Here is a 15,337-nt window from a genome sequence, read left to right as displayed (position 1 = left end):
AATTCGATTAATAGCGCCGTTCTGTCGATACGACGCTCTAAGTTGTTGACTAGTACACTTGACAGTCAGGCGTCAGGGTTGCGAGGCATAATCTTAACCGTAGCCGAGCGTGCGCGGTCGCTGATCATCGCGTTCAGGTACTGGCTTCCCTCGTACTTTTCGCGATAGGCTTCGTCGATACGGTCGTTAATCGATCCGTCAACCGGCTCGAAAGTGGCCTCCTTCGTCATGCCAGCGGCTTCAATGCGACCGGCGTTTTCTCGGACTGCAGCCTGATACCAACTAGAGTCCTGACCGTTGTAGGCACGCACGTAGAGGGCGTCATCCACTCGAACAGACCAGATCCACGTTGGCGTGCCGTACGTCTCACCGTCTTCACGGAATGGTGCAACGTGCAGGTCGTCCGATTCAACGATTTCACTCAGTTCTTCTTCTGGCCATTCGGGCATTAGTGGGTTCTCCTCGCAATCGATCGTCCGTATCGTTTCTTACTCGTCGGTACTTCGCTTGCGTGTGATTTCACCGATACCAGCATTCGCAGAGCAGTTCGGACAAGCAAACACGCGACCCGTATCATCACTGAATACCCGTATGAAGCGTTCGGACACGTGGCCGTCGCAGTTCTCACACACTGGCATAGGCTAACACGCGTGCTCCATCACTGAACGCAAGGACCGGTCAGTCGTCATGGTGGCGGGTTTAGCTATCTGACTTCGGGTACTCCTCGTCAGTAACGTGGTCCAGCCAAGTGACGGCTTCTCCGTCTTGCTCCTCTTGGATAGCGATGTGGGTCATAGCCTTATCTGGCGTCGCGCCGTGCCAGTGTTTCTCGCCCGGTGGGAACCAGACCACGTCACCGGCTCGGATCTGCTTGATTTCTCCGCCTTCACGCTGGACGAGCCCACAGCCGCTCGTCACTATCAGCCGCTGGCCGAGTGGGTGAGTGTGCCACGCGGTCCGAGCACCTGGTTCGAACGTAACGCTTGCCGCCGCCGCGCGGGCCTCCCCCTGTGGGTTGAACAGGCCGTCAATTCGAACATCTCCGGTAAAGTAGTCCTCGGGCCCTTCGTACGTCGGGAGTGAACTGGCGTCTGTTACCTCCATGTTTGTTCCTCGACTCTACATTGGATGCCCTGCAATTTGGATTCAATGCTATCTTATTAGCCCGTTTAAATAGGGGTATTTGTGATGGCTGTTCAACCCACGTCCTTCAATGGATGTACACTGGAACAAGGGACGAGTTCGTACCATAATAGCACATACCGTGTTGGCTTCGACGAGACATTTCCTGGACGACTGGGGAGAGTATATAAACGGGCTAATCAGTTAGGGCAGTATACAAATCAGCTCTTCTCGTAGATACGGCTATGTCTGAATACGAAGACTCGGCGACGTCGTCCAATGACGTGTCTGGCGGCCACTCGGATATCAAGACAGCTATCGTGACGGGCGCGAACAGCGGGCTCGGCTTCGAGGTGACGAAGGGTCTCGCCGAGCGCGGCACACACGTCGTGATGGTGTGTCGAAGCATCGAACGAGGAGAAAACGCAAAACAAGAGATCGAAACGGAACTCCCGGAATCATCATTGACGGTACATGAACTCGATCTTGCCGATCTCGATTCGCTCGCGGCGTTCGCTGAGTGGTTCGAGTCGACGTACGACGAACTTCACCTGCTCTGTAACAACGCTGGTGTAATGGCTATCCCACGGAAGGAGACAGCGGAGGGTTTCGAGTATCAGTTCGGCGTGAATCATCTTGGACACTTCGCACTCACCGCCCATCTTCTCCCCGTGTTGACACGGACAACCGAGGAATCACGCGTCATCACCCAGAGCAGTGTCGCCCACCGAAACGGTGAAATCGACTTCGACGACCTTCACGGCGAAAAGTCCTACAGCGCGTGGGGAGCCTACGGGCAGTCGAAACTCGCAAACGTCCTGTTCGGGTACGAACTCGACCGTCGGCTTCCCGACGAGGCGAACGTGAAGAGTATCGTCTGCCATCCCGGCTGGGCCGCAACAGACCTCCAGTTCCGCGGTCCTCGACAGTCAGGGTCTCGTCTCCGCCTCTGGATGATGAAACTTGCTAACACCGTGATCGCCCAGAGCGCCGAACGGGGCGCAGAGCCGATGCTCTATGCCGCGACCGAACCGAAACTTGAGGGCGGTCAGTTCGTCGGTCCCGATGGCTTCCGAAATATGCGCGGCTCGCCCGAAGTCCAGGAATCGAGCGACCGTTCCTACGATGTGGACACCGCCCAGCGACTGTGGGAAGTATCTGAAGAGCTTACTGGCGTCTCATTCGACCTAGACCTACCTGAAGCAAACTGGCAATAGAGAGTTCCCAAGAGCGCGGGATTGGACTGTCCGACTGAGCGGCGAGTCTCTGCCTGTCTCTGCTCACGACGTAGCCGACACGCATTTGCGGAGGTTATTGACCGGCGAGGGGTTTCAGGACGTTTCCATTAGCGACCGTTTGACTGATGAGTCGGTGTTCTGCTCGACGGAGCAAATCCGAGGCAGCGGGTGCCGAGATATCGAGTTCCTGTGCAACGTCGTCCGTCGATGCGGTTCGTGGTGATTCGTAGTATCCGAGCGAAAAGGCGACGCGGATCGCTTCGTACTGCCTGTCGGTCAGCCCGAACTGCGCCCGCTCGTCGGGATGCTCAGGATCAGACGAGATGTTGAGTAGTTCGAAAGGGAGCCCATACATTTGACAGCGGTCTCGCAAAGTGCTGAGTGCGTCGTAGTCGGCGAACACTTTTCGTTCGATCCATCCCTCCCCGGTTATGGTCGCGTCCAGCAGCACGCCTTCGAACTGCGTCGGGTCGTGTGACTCAAGCAGATCAGTCGTTCGCTCGGCGAGGATCTGGTAGAACCAGCCGTCCGGCGCTTTCCCAACCGACCGCACGTCAACGATCTCAGGTTGGTCGCTAGCCTCGGCTTCGAACGTCTCTCGTTCGTCAGCTGGAATACTGACCATGAAGATGTATCGGTCCTCGTCGAGCCGGATCATCTGAGAGAGCGAGATTTCTTTATTCGGAAGCGACCGAGCGAGCTTGACGAAAGGGAGTGCGTCCGACGACAGGAGAATTTCTGCGGCGATAGCCATATCGATCAGTCAGTGCTGGAGCATATAATACATACCCGACGACGATAGTCGTTCGAGCTGTGCGCTGGATGCGCGGCGCATCAGTTCGACGCGGCTTCTCCGTCTCCCGGTTTGAGAATGATCTTCCCACGGGCGTGTTTCTCTTCGCTCAGTCGGTGGGCCTTTCGCGCTTGCGAGAGTGGCAACACCGTATCGAGCGTCACCGAGACAGTGTCGTCTTCAAGGAGTTCGGTGATCTCCGCGAACCATTCCCGATTCCAGCGCACGTTCGTCATTATCGCTTCCACGCCGTGTTGGTTCGCCAGTTCTTGCTGTTCGTCCGTGGGGGGACTCGGAAGTTTGTCGATGATTCCCCCAGGCTTGAGCACTTCGAGGGATCGATCGAACGTTTCGCCGCCGACGCCGTCGATTACCCCGTCGACTGGGTCGAGCACCTCTTCGAAGCGTCGCTCTCGATAGTTGACGAACTCGTCGACACCAAGCTCTCGGAGATAATCCTCGTTCGACCCCGAGGCGGTGCCGATGACGTGGAGCCCGCGGTGCTTCGCGAACTGGACGGCGAAGTGACCCACGCCACCAGCTGCGGCGTGGACGAGGACGCGTTCGTTTGCCTCCAGTTCGAGCGCGTCCAGCGCTTGCCACGCGGTTAGCGCCGTCATCGGGACGCCAGCCGCCTCCTCGAAGGAGAGCGGTGCCGGTTTTCGCATGAGTTCCACCTCAGGAGCCACCATCGCTTCCGCGTACGTGCCGCCACCGTCCGGGAACCCGACGAGACCGTACACCTCGTCGCCGACCGCCAGTTCACTCACTTCGGGGCCAGTTTCGGTAACGACCCCAGCGGCGTCCCACCCGACCGTCCACGGGAGCTCCCGCTGCTCCACCATTCCTTTCCGAGTCATCCAGTCAACAGGGTTCACCCCGGCGGCGCGGACATCCAAGCGCACCTCACCAGTCGTGGGTTCGGGTTCTTCGACGTCTTCGTACTGCAGAACCTCCGGGCCCCCGTACTCGTGAATGCGTACTGCTTTCATAGGCTATAGAATACGTCAAGGGCCGGTAGACCAAGGGGGAGGTGCTAACTAGATAGAGTGTTTAAATTCACAATGCTGGATGATTTATGGGGGCGGATCAACGAGAGCACCGTCAGAACGGGACTACGGCTGGACCTGGTCGAGCGGCCGGATCAGGACCTCGTTGATGTCGACGCGCTCCGGTTGTGTGACGACGAACGTAATGGTTCGCGCGATGTCCTCGGGGGCGAGCGCGTCCATCGACCCGACGTACTCTTTGACCCCCGCCTGGAGTTCATCGTCAGGAATGTGATCGAGGAGTTCGGTGTCGACCGCACCCGGTTCGATTGTGGCGACGTGGATACCAGCGTCGGCGACGTCGAGGCGGAGCGAGTCCCCGAACATCTTCACGCCGGCTTTCGCCGCGTTGTAGTGGGCGCTGTTCTCCTGAAGGAACCGCCCGACGACGGACGAGAGGTTGACGATATGCCCCCTCTCCTGTTCCATCATCGTCGGAACGACAGCGTGCGTGAGTTTGATGAGCCCGCTGAGGTTCACGTCGATGGTCGTCTGGAGTGTCTCGCGGTCCGCCTCCGCGATGTGCGCGAGTGGCATGACTCCGGCGTTGTTCACGAGAATATCGATGCGGCCGTACTCGTCCAGCGTCGCTTCCACGAGGTCGTCGATGTCGTCGTCGTTCGTGATATCCGTCGGCACGACGAGCGCCTCACCGTCGGTGTCCTCGATGTTGGCTTCGAGTGCTTCGAGTTTCTCTGCCCGCCGAGCGGCGATCACGACACTTGCCCCCCGAGAGGCAAGTGACTCCGCGGTCGCACTCCCGATACCGGAAGACGCCCCGGTGACGATCGCAACCTGTCCATCCAGTTCAGAACCGAATTCTGTTGACATCGATTGAACAGAGGTCTGGCGTCGGCTTCGAGATTATCCTATACTAAGAGCGCGTTTAAGTAGGCTGATCGGACAGCCGAACTGTGCACGCGGAACCCACCCTCGCACGACAGAGGGCCGCCGAACGGTTTCACCAATACGTTCACTGGGATAGCAGCGCACTCTCATCAGTGTCGCACTAAGGCCGCAGCGACCCCGAAAGCGTCGAATTCAACGACTTCTTCGGATTCCAGAGAGGAACGAGAATTCGCTACTTCGAGGGTTTTCGAGCCGATGTGGAGCGTGAAGCGTGGCAGAAAGCAGTTGCTGTTCGCCGCGGCGGAGGAGCCCCGACATCGACGGCTGTGAGATTCCTAATTCGTCAGCGAGCGCTTCGGCGGTGGTCTGTCTCGGGCGTTCGTAATACCCCCGAGAGAGCGCAAGCACCAACGCCTGGTACTGTCTCTCGGTTAATCCGTACGGCGCGGAATCCGTCGACGGTGCAACGTCGTAGTCGACCGAGACGACCTCCATCGAGATGCCGTTATTCTCGCAGGCGGTCTGGAAATCGGTGAGGGCAGTGTAATCTTCGAACAGCTTTTCTTCGAGCCAGCCGTCCGGCGTGACGGTTATCGCACCCATGAGCACTGCATCCGGGCTCGCCTCGAACGCCTCGGCGATGGATTCGTCCAGCCGCACGGTTAACTTGAGTACGGCTTTGCCGCTCGCCTCATCGAGCTTCGTCACTTCAACCACCTCCTCTAACACCGAGAACTCCTCCTCAGAGGGACTCTCGGAGCTTTTGACCTCAATAACAAACATCTGCTGACGTGGTTGAATCGAGAGTGTATGTATACACGAAATTTGGCGTGATTGTATCGAATCAGCGACGCCTACGAGCGGTAGCGAAGGTGAACTGAGATGGAGTTTAGCTATGATCGTCATTTTGGATCATGCTCCCAGTATACAAGGCGTTATCTTACCCTACAGAACGGCCATATAGCTCGTCGTAATGCCGATCTAATGCTGTAAGAGCGTCCTTCGCGTCTTCAGTTAGACGGTACTCGTTCGTCCGCTTGTCCAACTGCGACTTCTCCAAGTAGCCCATTTCACACAGGTCGTCGAGGTTCGGATACAGGCGTCCGTGATTGATTTCGCTCCGGTACATGGTTTCGAGCCGGCGCTTAATTTCTAAGCCGTAGCAGTCCTCGTCAGAGGCCCCAATTGCGTAGATGGCATGTATGAGATCCCGCTGGAACGAGGTGAGATGATACCACGATTCCTCAATCTCACCGGGCATGAGCGACGGCGGTGTCGGTTCAACATTGTTGTATCGTTCGTCTGTATCCATGGTGTGAGAGGGGATTGGGTATGATTCGAGGTGGTCCGTGCCGATTCAGTCAATGATGTTCTGAATCAATTGATCGATTTTTATGCGTGTGCTCAGGCTCGCTTTACTACGGCCTCTGTTGATGGAGAGATCATGTCGGATCTCTAGCTTTCAGGTTTCACCATAACCTTAATCGCCTCACGGTCGTCCATCGCTTGGTAGCCCTTGGAGACGCCTTCTAGCCCGACAGTCTTCGTAAAGATCGGCGACGGATCGAGAATGCCCTGAAGAACGTCGTCCAGGAGTTCCTCGGCATAATTCCGGACAGGTGCAGGACCACCGATAAACGAGGCGTTGCTGTAGAACAGCGGTGCGAGGAACTCGGCACTTTCGACGTGGGGCACGCCGACGTACCCGATATTCCCGCCAGGACGGACTACTTCAGCAGCAGTTTCGAGCGACGACGCTGCACCGACGCATTCGAGGACGTGATTCGCGCCACCGTAGGTCAGTTCTCGGGCTTGCTCTATAGCCTCTTCACCGCGAGTCGAAACGACATCGGTCGCCCCGAACTCTTGAGCGAGAGCGAGACGGTCTTCGTGGTGGCCCATTGCGATGATGCGCTCTGCCCCTAGGCGCTGTGCAGCGAGAACACCACAAAGTCCGACCGCGCCGTCACCGATAACCACGGCCGTATCACCCGCTCCGACATCTGCGCTCACGGCGGCGTGGTGGCCTGTCGCCATCACATCGGTTAGCGGGAGGATAGATTCGAGAGCATCCTCGTCATTTGCGTGCCGCTCGGGGACGCGAATCAGCGTCCCGTTGGCGAAGGGGACACGGAGCTTTTCTGCTTGGGCCCCGCCTCCGCCGTGCGGACCCCAGAACCCTCCGTTCACACACGACGTCTGGAGTCCCTTGCGGCAGAATTCGCACTCCCCACAACTAATCGCAAACGGAGCGAACACTCGGTCACCCGGTTTGACGTGGCGTACCTCCTCACCGACATCCTCAACGATTCCCATCGGCTCGTGGCCGACAGGTGACCCCGGTTCGTGCTCTTCTTCACCGCGGTAAAACCAGAGATCCGAACCACAGATTGCAGTGTGAGTGACACGGATTATCGCGTCTTTCGGATCCTCTAGTTCGGGTTCGGGTCGCTCTTCGATACGTATCTCACCCGGACCGTGATAGGTCGCTGCCTTCATGATTTGTTGGCCGAGTTAAACAACGGTCTCGTATTCCATGGAAGGAGTGCTATCAACATAGCCTATTTAAGTGGTCTGCGTCAGACAGAGACGGTTCTTTAGACAATCAACGGTGAAGAATGGAAGTTCCACCACCGAGTAGTGAAAACTAGGTCTCCCTGGCCTACCTAGAGACCATTTCTAACGGTACTTGAGAGTCAAGTGAAGACGCGATGAGTTGCCGTTCACCACGACGAAGGAGAGTTGACAGCGACGGTTGTGAAATCCCGAGTTCCTGGGCAAGCTCCTCAGCTGTGACTTGTCGCGGACTCTCGTAATACCCACGAGAGATAGCAAGTGTCAGGGCCTCTCGTTGGCGGTCGGTCAATCCATCTTCTGACTGGTTGTCAGACGAGGACGGGTCGGGAGATATCGAGAGGAGGTCAAGAGAAATACCGTGGTCTTCACAACTTTTCCGGAATGCATTAAAATTCTCATAGTCTCTGAAAACCTTCGTTTCGTGCCACCCTTCAGTAGTGACAGTCGTCGGTTCCAACTCTACTCCCTCGAAGTCCGGTTCGAACGCCTGCGAGACGGATTCCTCTAGCTCGACAGTAAGTCTATAAACAGTCTTATCACTCGTTTCCCCCACCAGCTCCGCCTCCATGATTTCGTCAAGATCCAATAGCTCCTCCTCGGAGACCTTATCGTCTTGATCGAATCTTGCGGAAAATATCTGGACATCCGGTTGTAGACAGAGCGCGTGCGTACTTTCGATTGTATCGACTTGGATCGAATTTGGGATACTGACAAGTGGAAGAGATGGCGAGCGGAGGACAAACTCAGTGGTGACAGTCATGGCGAGAATGTACGCCGCCCGGACGCTTAATCTTCTGGGTCCCGCTTGGATGCTGCCGGCGGTGCCGTTCTGTCACCGGTTATCGGCCAGTTGACCGCCTTGTGTTTGACGAGGTCACGATCCTCCACCGCGAAAGGAAGTGCTGGCTGCACCCTCATTGACGCGTTCTGAGGGTTGATTTCGCGAGTCTTGAAATCTCCAGTCGGCAACGGGGAATCCGAGGAATTGAGCAAGCACAGAGGTTTCTTCAAGTTTCCTTCATTCGCGTTTCTGAAGGTGTTCCGATTGGTTAGATCAATCGATTGTAATATTGTTACAATCGAGAGGTACGGAACGCTGAAGCAGAGATCTCATTAATCACGAAGGTGTTCGAGAACCGTATGCATTGAGAGAGGCAGTCTCAACTACCCTCATCCGGGGAAGTTGAGACTACAGCGGGTATAGCGGGCCTGTGATGCGTTGTTTCGGTCGATTCAGTGATCGGAAGCCGACTCAGATTACTCTCCAGTCGGGCGGTTCTGTTGAACTTCCAATCATATACGCGAATTTCGGCGACTTTCGACAGCGTAGCCACTCAGACGCCCCGCTATTGCGGAGAGAGTCTCGTTACTATCCGATTCCGGTTTCCTTCTTCACCAGCGTTAGCGTATTGTCGGCTGTTACAATCGGTGAATGCTCGTATTCACCGGTCAACTGTACCTGTACCAATAGATCGACCGCTCGCCAGATCGAGTACAGGAGACAGGCGAACGCGAAGTAGAAGAATCGGAGGCTAAAATTCTTCGAGGTCGTCGCGCTCATGAACCGTTTGATCGACTTGTAGCCACTCTCGATCTCCCACCGGTAGCCATTCTCCGAGAGAAGGCCACTCTTCCGATTTGTCATGAACACCGAGTACTGCCGATGATCAGTGTGCGCGGAGTTCTCTTTCCGTCGGTAGATTAGCGTCGTCGAGTGCCACTCGTTGTCGCCGAGATGTAGCTTCCGGTCGGTCTCATACCGATCCTTGTCGCGCTTGAGAAGGCGCTTGGCTTGGGCCTTCTCGCTGGTCTGCATCCGCTTCGGGACGACGTAGGAGAGCCCACGTTGACTCAGCATCTCCAGGATATGCTGGCTGTCGAACTCACGGTCCATCAGTACGTTATCGACATGAACAGCTGCCTCTGCCGAATCCAAGAGGTCCTCGACGATCTCCTTGCGTGTGTCCCCTTTCCGGACTGGGCGCGCATCTAAGACGATTGGGACGGCATTCCCGACCAGCTGGACCGTGGCCCACTGGTAGGCGTACTCGTCGGTGTTCTCTTTCGTGCCGATAATCTCATCTTCGTGGCCATCTCGGTCACCAGTAAAGGGGTCTGATTCAGTGATATCGATGGCAACGATGCCAGCCCGGTAGAACGCCTCCGTCTCTGCGACTCGATCCAAGAGGCGACTCACGGCGTGGCGGTACATCTCGCGTATCTGCTCAATTGAGAGGTCGCGGAGATGCTCGCGATGGGCGTGGCCGAGCGGTGTCCGCTCCCGATTGGACTCGTGAATGAAACTGCGAGCCCCCTCATTGACGGCGAGGTTTTCTCGAAGCCCCAGGTAGGTTTGGAGGTCCCAGTAGGCATTCTCGTGGATCTCACAACCCTCGCCACGGTCCAGTGAGAACGTTGGGAAGGCAACGCGACTCACTTGCTCAGTAACGGTCTCGGCCTGCTCTAATACGGTCTGATCATTGGGGTCCGATTCTTCATTCTCATCATGGTGTCTGCGGCTCTGCCGTTCTGGTTCTCGTGGAACAGAGACACCCACATTTTGGGCTTTGATGAGGATTGTTCGCGCTGCCGTCTCGACTGTGTCTTGGAGTTCGGCCGTGAACCGGTGATGCCAGCTACGCCATAGGGTTGACTGATCGGGGACCGACTCCAGGCCAAGTTGATCACAGAGATCGGGATGCTTGGTGAGGTATTCGACGAGCGCGGTTTCGTGGTCCCAGTCGTAGAGTTCTTTTAACAGGAATAGGCGAAACAGAGTCTCAATCTCGTAGCTCGTCGAGCCTGCGTATCGGTCGTGGGGATCGAACTGGACGTATGCAAGCGGTAATGTGTGGACGAATGGTTCAACGCCCTCGTGTTCGTCTTGTTGGAACCACGTTTTTGCGACGACGCGGACATCCGACTCCAGTGCGGGAAGCGACGAGCGATCGAACAGCGGGCTAGATCCATACGTTGGCCAATCGACATAGGAACAATGAGCGATTTGGCGAAAGACTGTTCGACGCGACTCGGGGGTCATAGCCATGTGGGTACTGATAGCAAAACGTCCAAGACCAGTTGATCAAGATCGGATTGAAGTTGGATTCATCAGCGGAAGTGTTGTGGTTAGTTGGAGTAAGAGACACTCCCAAATTGTGTTTCTCGCCAGTATTTCCAGAGGTAGGATAGATCACTGGGATACAACAGTTTTACAATTTCCCGCTTGCTCCCATCGTTAATATCTGAAAGGGTATCTCGAGAAAGCTTGTTCAGATCTTGCATGAGTCGGTCGTACCGTTCGTTTGGTGCAAGGTATAGCAACCTCGTCATCATCAATCGACGGTCTTGTCGGGGGGCAACTTGCTCGTTCCATAGGTCGTCGTAGACTCCCATCTCCTCAGCAGAGGTGTTTTTCGTCCTCGTCAGACAGCGGTCGGCTGTCATTGCAGCTGCGCGAGCTGATTTCATACACTTGTAGATTCCCTCTCCCCAGACAGGATCAACCGACGGGACAGTATCACCGATCGCCATGAACGAATCAGTACTCATCGATCCGGGGGGCTGTACATGTGCTGATCCCCGAACTGGACTCTCTGCGATTTGTCTGGCGTTCTCGAACCGTGGGTCAGTATCAAGCCAATGTTCGAGATACCCGTCGACGGTGCGATCGTGAATGGCGTTTTCTTGATAGCGTTCATTCTGGATATAACAGATGCCGACTTTTGCTGTGTCGTCACCCGTATGGAAGATCCACGAATAACCTCCAGGGGCGTACTCGTGGTCCAACCGCAACATCATCGCGTCAGTGAGATCAGCAAACTCGGGATGATTGAGATCGACGCCTTCGAATAAGTATTCAATACCAATCGCGTGGTTCTCCCGCTCAAGATTGGCTATCCCCATATCTTTAGCTAGTGGCGCAGCCGGACCCGTAGCATCAATAACGATTTCGCCAAAGACCTCCTGGTCACGGTTATAACGGACACCAACGAGATCACCATCTTCGACGATCGGATCACGAACACGAGCATCAAACCGATACTCAGCACCCTTGTGACGACCATCCTCGACAAGGTACTTCTTGAACGCCTCGAAGTCCAAGACAAAGCCCGGCTGGTCCTGGATAAAGTGTTCATTTGGAGATTCAAGAACTACTGATTCAGTCGCGTGCATAACGACGTCGTCCGGGATGCCGAAGGAGGTCATCATTGACGCAAACGTTCCGCCGGTAGATTTGTTACTTTGAGCTGGGAACTCATCTTCTGCCTCGGTTTCTAGGACGACAACATCGTACCCACGGTCAGCTAGATCTCGTGCACACTGCGCCCCCGCTGGACCTGCCCCAGCGATGATTACATCATAACTGTTGGACATCATTGGAGAACAACTACTCAAAAGAGGACGAACAAGATGTTGGAACACAGTGCCACTTTTCGGTTGTTTCTACACAGACCCGGTGCCCTCCCTCTTAGTGGGCAGACATCTGTGACACCACGTTAACGCAGTAGACGCCACCGATAATGAGGCCAATTCCGACAAGGCCTGCCAGGTCAACTGATTCACCAAAAACAATGGCCCCGATACCTGCCACACCAACAATACCCAATGCTGCCCATGTTCCATAGACAACACCCATCGGTAATTCCTCTAACGTCAGGGATAGTAGATAGAACGCCGCCCCATATCCGAGGACAACCCCAATACTGGGAACCAGTTGTGAAAACCCATCGGAGAGTTTGAGGGCAGTTGTCCCGAATAATTCGAAGAGTATTGCACCAGCGAGCAGTACGTACGGATGCATATCGTTAGGTCTCGAAGCCACCGATATACGGCTATTGAAACAAAACAGCACTTACAATATTTTTGGAGGTACAATGACAATCTATGACTGAATTGGGCGAGCTTGGACTCTCAAGTTACGAGGAGAAGGCCTATCGCACGCTTCTCGTGACGGGAGCAGTGACGGCAGCCGAACTCTCTGATACTAGTGGAGTCCCAAAAGGCCGTATCTACGACGTGCTAAACGGCCTTGAAGCTCGCAATCTGATTTGGAGACAGTCAAGCGACCCAAATCGATACGTGGCCCTACAGCCAGAAACCGTCGTCGACAGGCTTCTGGCTGAACGAGCGTATGAGCTGAAACAAGAGTGGGATCGTTACCGCGAAAAAGCAGAAACAGTCCGTTCGAACCTATTACCGACACCACCGACAGAGAGTAGTTTCTGGCTTGGATCGCTCGGAAGCGACGAAATGAGTACAGCACACCAGCAGCATATGCGAACCGCGGAGAACGTTGTCAAAGCAACTGTCGGGCCTCCCTACGAGGATGCGACGTGGGAGACACTCCAATCTGAAGTGGAAGGCTTTTTGGAGGGTGCTAATACGGATTTGTCTGTAGACCTCCTCTTCAGTGAAAAAGCAGTTACCGTACTCCCCGACCGATTCCCACATCTAATTGAAAACCAACCCGCAGACATAACTGTCAGAACGACTCCTGAGATTGCGCTTTCGTTTGATATCGTGGACAATGTGGAGACGACGATCGATGTGCTACATCCAGTATCTGGTGAAGACAGGATCGGTGTGATCGGGATCAAAGATTCGCAAGTAGTCTCCGAGTTTGAGCAGTACTTCCAACGACTGTGGACCGATGCTGTTCCCCTCCTTGAGTGAGACAGTGATGATGGGAGGAAGACGTGATGTGATGCAAGTGACTCAAACCGATATTGCCTCTGTGCATTGAGAAGGCCAGTCTCAACTCCTGTGGGGCGTGGGGAGTTGAGACTACAGTGGGGTTAGCGGGTCTGTGATGCGTGGTTTCGACCGAATCTAGGAGTGGAAACTGCTTCAGGTCGCTCTCCGAACGAGCATTCTTGTTGCTATATCTACCATATGGGCGATTTTCTACAACTTTCGGTAGCGTTGCCACTCAGACGACGTTCTATCACGGGTAGAGAACCGTACTACCCGATTCCGGTCTCCTTCTTCAACAGCGTGAGCGTATTATCGGCAGTCACCATCGGTGCGTGTTCGTACTCACCCGTCAACTCGACTTGGACGAGTAGGTCGACTGCTCGCCAGATCGAGTACAAGAGACACGCGAACGCGAAGTAGAAGAACCGCAGTCCGAAATTCGTCGACGTCGTCGCGGCCATGAATCGCTTGATCGACCGATAGCCACTCTCGATCTCCCACCGGTATCCGTACTCACTGAGAAAACCGCCACCCCGGTTGGACATGAACACCGAGTACTGCCGGTGATCGTCGTGTTCAGAGTTCTCTTTCCGACGGTAGATTAGCGTCGTCTCATGCCATTCATTCTGGCCGAGATGGAGTTTGCAGTCGGTCTCGTACCGGTCTTGATCGCGCTGAAGCAACCGCTTGGCCTGGGCTTTTTCGCTAGTCTGCATCCGCTTCGGCACGACGTAGGAAAGCCCACGCTGGCTGATCATCTCCAGGACGTGCTGGCTGTCGAACTCCCGATCCATCAGCACGTTATCGACATGGACGAGCCCTTCAGCCGAGTCCAGCAAGTCCTCGACGATCTCCTTCCGTGACTCGCCTTTCCGTACCGGGCGGGCATCAAGGACGAGCGGGACAGCGTTGCCGACCAACTGGACTGTTGCCCACTGGTAGGCGTATTCGTCGGTCTTCTCCTTCGTCCCGATAATCTCGTCCTTGTGCCCACTTCGGTCACCCGTAAACGGGTCAGCTTCCGTGATATCGATCGCGATGATTCCCGCTCGAAAGAACTGCTCTGTCTCCGCGACTTCATCCAGTAGACGTTTCACTGCTTGGCGGTACATCTCGCGAATCTCCGCGATCGAGAGGTCACGAATATGCTCGCGATGGGCGTGCCCGAGTGGTGTCCGATCACGCGTTGACTCGCAAATGAAGCTCCGAGCCCCCTCGTTGGCAGCCAAGTTCTCGCGGAGACCGAGATAGGTCTGTAAGTCCCAGTAGGCGTTCTCATGGATCTCACAACCCTCACCACGGTCCAATGAGAACGCCGGGAAAACGACGCGGCTGATGCGATCTGTGATCGCTTCCGCCTGTTCCAGTACAGTCTGACCGTCTAGGTCGGACTCATCGGTGTCGTTACCTCGTTGGGGGAGCGTCTGTTTTGGGTCACGCGGAACGCTTACACCCGCGTTCTGGGCATTGATCAGGATTGTCCGGGCGGCTGTCTCAACCGTCTCACGCAACTCACCCGTGAAGCGCTCGTGCCAGCTGCGCCACAGCGTCGACTGATTCGGAATTCTACCGAGCTCGAGTTGCTCGCGAAGTTCAGGGTGGCACTCGAGGAATTCGACGAGTGCCGTCTCGTGGTCCCATCCATGGAGTTCTTTCAGCACGAACACTCGAAAGAGGGTGTTCATCTCGTAGCGCGTCGACTCCGTGTAGCGGTCGTGGGCCTCGAATCTGAAGTAGGCGATTGGGAGTGTGCAGATGAACTGCTCCAGTGAGTCGTGTTCGTGGTGAGTAAACCAGACTTCCGAGACGATTTGAATATCCGATTCTAATCCGGCGAGTGAGGTTTGATCGTACAACGGCGTCAAATCATAGACTGGCCACTGGACGTACGGCTGTTGAGCGATTCGTCGAAAGACCGTGCGCTGTGACTCCCAGGTCGCAACCACTACGAGATACTGGCCACGACCCGGCCAAGAATCCGTCTAACTGATCAGTATAGAGGATATATTCAGCAG

16 protein-coding genes are annotated in these 15,337 nt (G+C 55.4%); 2 read left to right on the top strand and 14 right to left on the bottom strand.

Annotated elements, in window-relative coordinates; translation table 11 throughout:
• Positions 1-65: 65 nt before the first annotated feature.
• From ACQE3L_RS08425 to ACQE3L_RS08415, 3 genes are all read right to left on the bottom strand, one after another.
• Entirely contained in the window at positions 66-449 is a 384-nt protein-coding gene (locus tag ACQE3L_RS08425; protein ID WP_004594443.1) for a DUF2255 family protein, read from the bottom strand.
• A gap of 39 nt (positions 450-488) precedes the next feature.
• Entirely contained in the window at positions 489-638 is a 150-nt protein-coding gene (locus tag ACQE3L_RS08420; RefSeq protein ID WP_425557115.1) for a DUF7563 family protein, read from the bottom strand.
• A gap of 61 nt (positions 639-699) precedes the next feature.
• On the bottom strand, positions 700-1,104 hold the full coding sequence (locus ACQE3L_RS08415; protein ID WP_426963377.1) for a (R)-mandelonitrile lyase: 405 nt from the start codon (positions 1,102-1,104) through the stop codon (positions 700-702).
• A 263-nt stretch (positions 1,105-1,367) separates the two neighbouring features.
• Here ACQE3L_RS08415 and ACQE3L_RS08410 point away from each other — a divergent pair, with 263 nt between their 5' ends.
• A complete protein-coding gene (locus ACQE3L_RS08410; RefSeq protein WP_426963376.1) occupies positions 1,368-2,339 on the top strand; it encodes an oxidoreductase in 972 nt (323 codons plus the stop codon).
• 94 nt (positions 2,340-2,433) lie between these two features.
• Here ACQE3L_RS08410 and ACQE3L_RS08405 read toward each other — a convergent pair whose 3' ends face one another.
• The 10 genes from ACQE3L_RS08405 to ACQE3L_RS08360 all read right to left on the bottom strand — a co-directional run bounded on the left by ACQE3L_RS08405 (position 2,434) and on the right by ACQE3L_RS08360 (position 12,429).
• Positions 2,434-3,114 (bottom strand): helix-turn-helix domain-containing protein, encoded by a 681-nt coding sequence (locus ACQE3L_RS08405; RefSeq protein ID WP_426963375.1) that lies wholly within the window; start codon positions 3,112-3,114, stop codon positions 2,434-2,436.
• A gap of 80 nt (positions 3,115-3,194) precedes the next feature.
• On the bottom strand, positions 3,195-4,145 hold the full coding sequence (locus ACQE3L_RS08400) for an NADP-dependent oxidoreductase (protein ID WP_426963373.1): 951 nt from the start codon (positions 4,143-4,145) through the stop codon (positions 3,195-3,197).
• A 123-nt stretch (positions 4,146-4,268) separates the two neighbouring features.
• Positions 4,269-5,033, bottom strand: a complete 765-nt coding sequence (locus ACQE3L_RS08395; RefSeq protein WP_426963372.1) for an SDR family oxidoreductase — start codon at positions 5,031-5,033, stop codon at positions 4,269-4,271.
• A gap of 210 nt (positions 5,034-5,243) precedes the next feature.
• Positions 5,244-5,834 (bottom strand): helix-turn-helix domain-containing protein, encoded by a 591-nt coding sequence (locus ACQE3L_RS08390; protein WP_426963371.1) that lies wholly within the window; start codon positions 5,832-5,834, stop codon positions 5,244-5,246.
• 157 nt (positions 5,835-5,991) lie between these two features.
• Positions 5,992-6,312, bottom strand: a complete 321-nt coding sequence (locus ACQE3L_RS08385; protein WP_426963392.1) for a PadR family transcriptional regulator — start codon at positions 6,310-6,312, stop codon at positions 5,992-5,994.
• Positions 6,313-6,506: 194 nt separating this feature from the next.
• On the bottom strand, positions 6,507-7,550 hold the full coding sequence (locus ACQE3L_RS08380; protein ID WP_426963370.1) for a zinc-dependent alcohol dehydrogenase family protein: 1,044 nt from the start codon (positions 7,548-7,550) through the stop codon (positions 6,507-6,509).
• Positions 7,551-7,713: 163 nt separating this feature from the next.
• Positions 7,714-8,388 (bottom strand): helix-turn-helix domain-containing protein, encoded by a 675-nt coding sequence (locus tag ACQE3L_RS08375; protein ID WP_004594449.1) that lies wholly within the window; start codon positions 8,386-8,388, stop codon positions 7,714-7,716.
• 609 nt (positions 8,389-8,997) lie between these two features.
• Positions 8,998-10,674: a transposase gene (locus ACQE3L_RS08370; protein ID WP_426963369.1), complete on the bottom strand. Its 1,677-nt coding sequence runs from the start codon at positions 10,672-10,674 to the stop codon at positions 8,998-9,000.
• 80 nt (positions 10,675-10,754) lie between these two features.
• Positions 10,755-12,002, bottom strand: a complete 1,248-nt coding sequence (locus tag ACQE3L_RS08365) for a digeranylgeranylglycerophospholipid reductase (RefSeq protein ID WP_426963391.1) — start codon at positions 12,000-12,002, stop codon at positions 10,755-10,757.
• Positions 12,003-12,096: 94 nt separating this feature from the next.
• Positions 12,097-12,429 carry a DMT family transporter gene (locus ACQE3L_RS08360; RefSeq protein WP_426963368.1) on the bottom strand — a complete coding sequence of 111 codons (333 nt, stop codon included), beginning with the start codon at positions 12,427-12,429 and terminating at the stop codon, positions 12,097-12,099.
• An 83-nt stretch (positions 12,430-12,512) separates the two neighbouring features.
• On the opposite strand from ACQE3L_RS08360, the gene ACQE3L_RS08355 reads away from it, so the two are divergent.
• Positions 12,513-13,301: a TrmB family transcriptional regulator gene (locus tag ACQE3L_RS08355; RefSeq protein ID WP_426963366.1), complete on the top strand. Its 789-nt coding sequence runs from the start codon at positions 12,513-12,515 to the stop codon at positions 13,299-13,301.
• Between the two features lie 290 nt (positions 13,302-13,591).
• On the opposite strand, the gene ACQE3L_RS08350 is transcribed toward ACQE3L_RS08355, so the two are convergent.
• A complete protein-coding gene (locus ACQE3L_RS08350) occupies positions 13,592-15,268 on the bottom strand; it encodes a transposase (protein ID WP_426963365.1) in 1,677 nt (558 codons plus the stop codon).
• Positions 15,269-15,337: the final 69 nt, after the last annotated feature.

Source organism: Haloparvum alkalitolerans (assembly GCF_050122995.1).
In the GTDB taxonomy this organism is placed as follows: domain Archaea; phylum Halobacteriota; class Halobacteria; order Halobacteriales; family Haloferacaceae; genus Haloparvum; species Haloparvum alkalitolerans.
Note: the sequence above shows the minus strand (reverse complement) of the source record. Positions and strands in the feature narration are given on the sequence as shown.

Bases quoted from the DNA above. Each gene is read 5' to 3' on its own strand.
- ACQE3L_RS08395 (WP_426963372.1), bottom strand. From the start codon at position 5,033: ATGTCAACAGAATTCGGTTCTGAACTGGATGGACAGGTTGCGATCGTC.
- ACQE3L_RS08380 (WP_426963370.1), bottom strand. From the start codon at position 7,550: ATGAAGGCAGCGACCTATCACGGTCCGGGTGAGATACGTATCGAAGAG.
- ACQE3L_RS08400 (WP_426963373.1), bottom strand. From the start codon at position 4,145: ATGAAAGCAGTACGCATTCACGAGTACGGGGGCCCGGAGGTTCTGCAG.
- ACQE3L_RS08385 (WP_426963392.1), bottom strand. From the start codon at position 6,312: ATGCCCGGTGAGATTGAGGAATCGTGGTATCATCTCACCTCGTTCCAG.
- ACQE3L_RS08375 (WP_004594449.1), bottom strand. From the start codon at position 8,388: ATGACTGTCACCACTGAGTTTGTCCTCCGCTCGCCATCTCTTCCACTT.
- ACQE3L_RS08410 (WP_426963376.1), top strand. From the start codon at position 1,368: ATGTCTGAATACGAAGACTCGGCGACGTCGTCCAATGACGTGTCTGGC.
- ACQE3L_RS08420 (WP_425557115.1), bottom strand. From the start codon at position 638: ATGCCAGTGTGTGAGAACTGCGACGGCCACGTGTCCGAACGCTTCATA.
- ACQE3L_RS08370 (WP_426963369.1), bottom strand. From the start codon at position 10,674: ATGGCTATGACCCCCGAGTCGCGTCGAACAGTCTTTCGCCAAATCGCT.
- ACQE3L_RS08390 (WP_426963371.1), bottom strand. From the start codon at position 5,834: ATGTTTGTTATTGAGGTCAAAAGCTCCGAGAGTCCCTCTGAGGAGGAG.
- ACQE3L_RS08360 (WP_426963368.1), bottom strand. From the start codon at position 12,429: ATGCATCCGTACGTACTGCTCGCTGGTGCAATACTCTTCGAATTATTC.
- ACQE3L_RS08405 (WP_426963375.1), bottom strand. From the start codon at position 3,114: ATGGCTATCGCCGCAGAAATTCTCCTGTCGTCGGACGCACTCCCTTTC.
- ACQE3L_RS08415 (WP_426963377.1), bottom strand. From the start codon at position 1,104: ATGGAGGTAACAGACGCCAGTTCACTCCCGACGTACGAAGGGCCCGAG.
- ACQE3L_RS08425 (WP_004594443.1), bottom strand. From the start codon at position 449: ATGCCCGAATGGCCAGAAGAAGAACTGAGTGAAATCGTTGAATCGGAC.
- ACQE3L_RS08365 (WP_426963391.1), bottom strand. From the start codon at position 12,002: ATGTCCAACAGTTATGATGTAATCATCGCTGGGGCAGGTCCAGCGGGG.
- ACQE3L_RS08355 (WP_426963366.1), top strand. From the start codon at position 12,513: ATGACTGAATTGGGCGAGCTTGGACTCTCAAGTTACGAGGAGAAGGCC.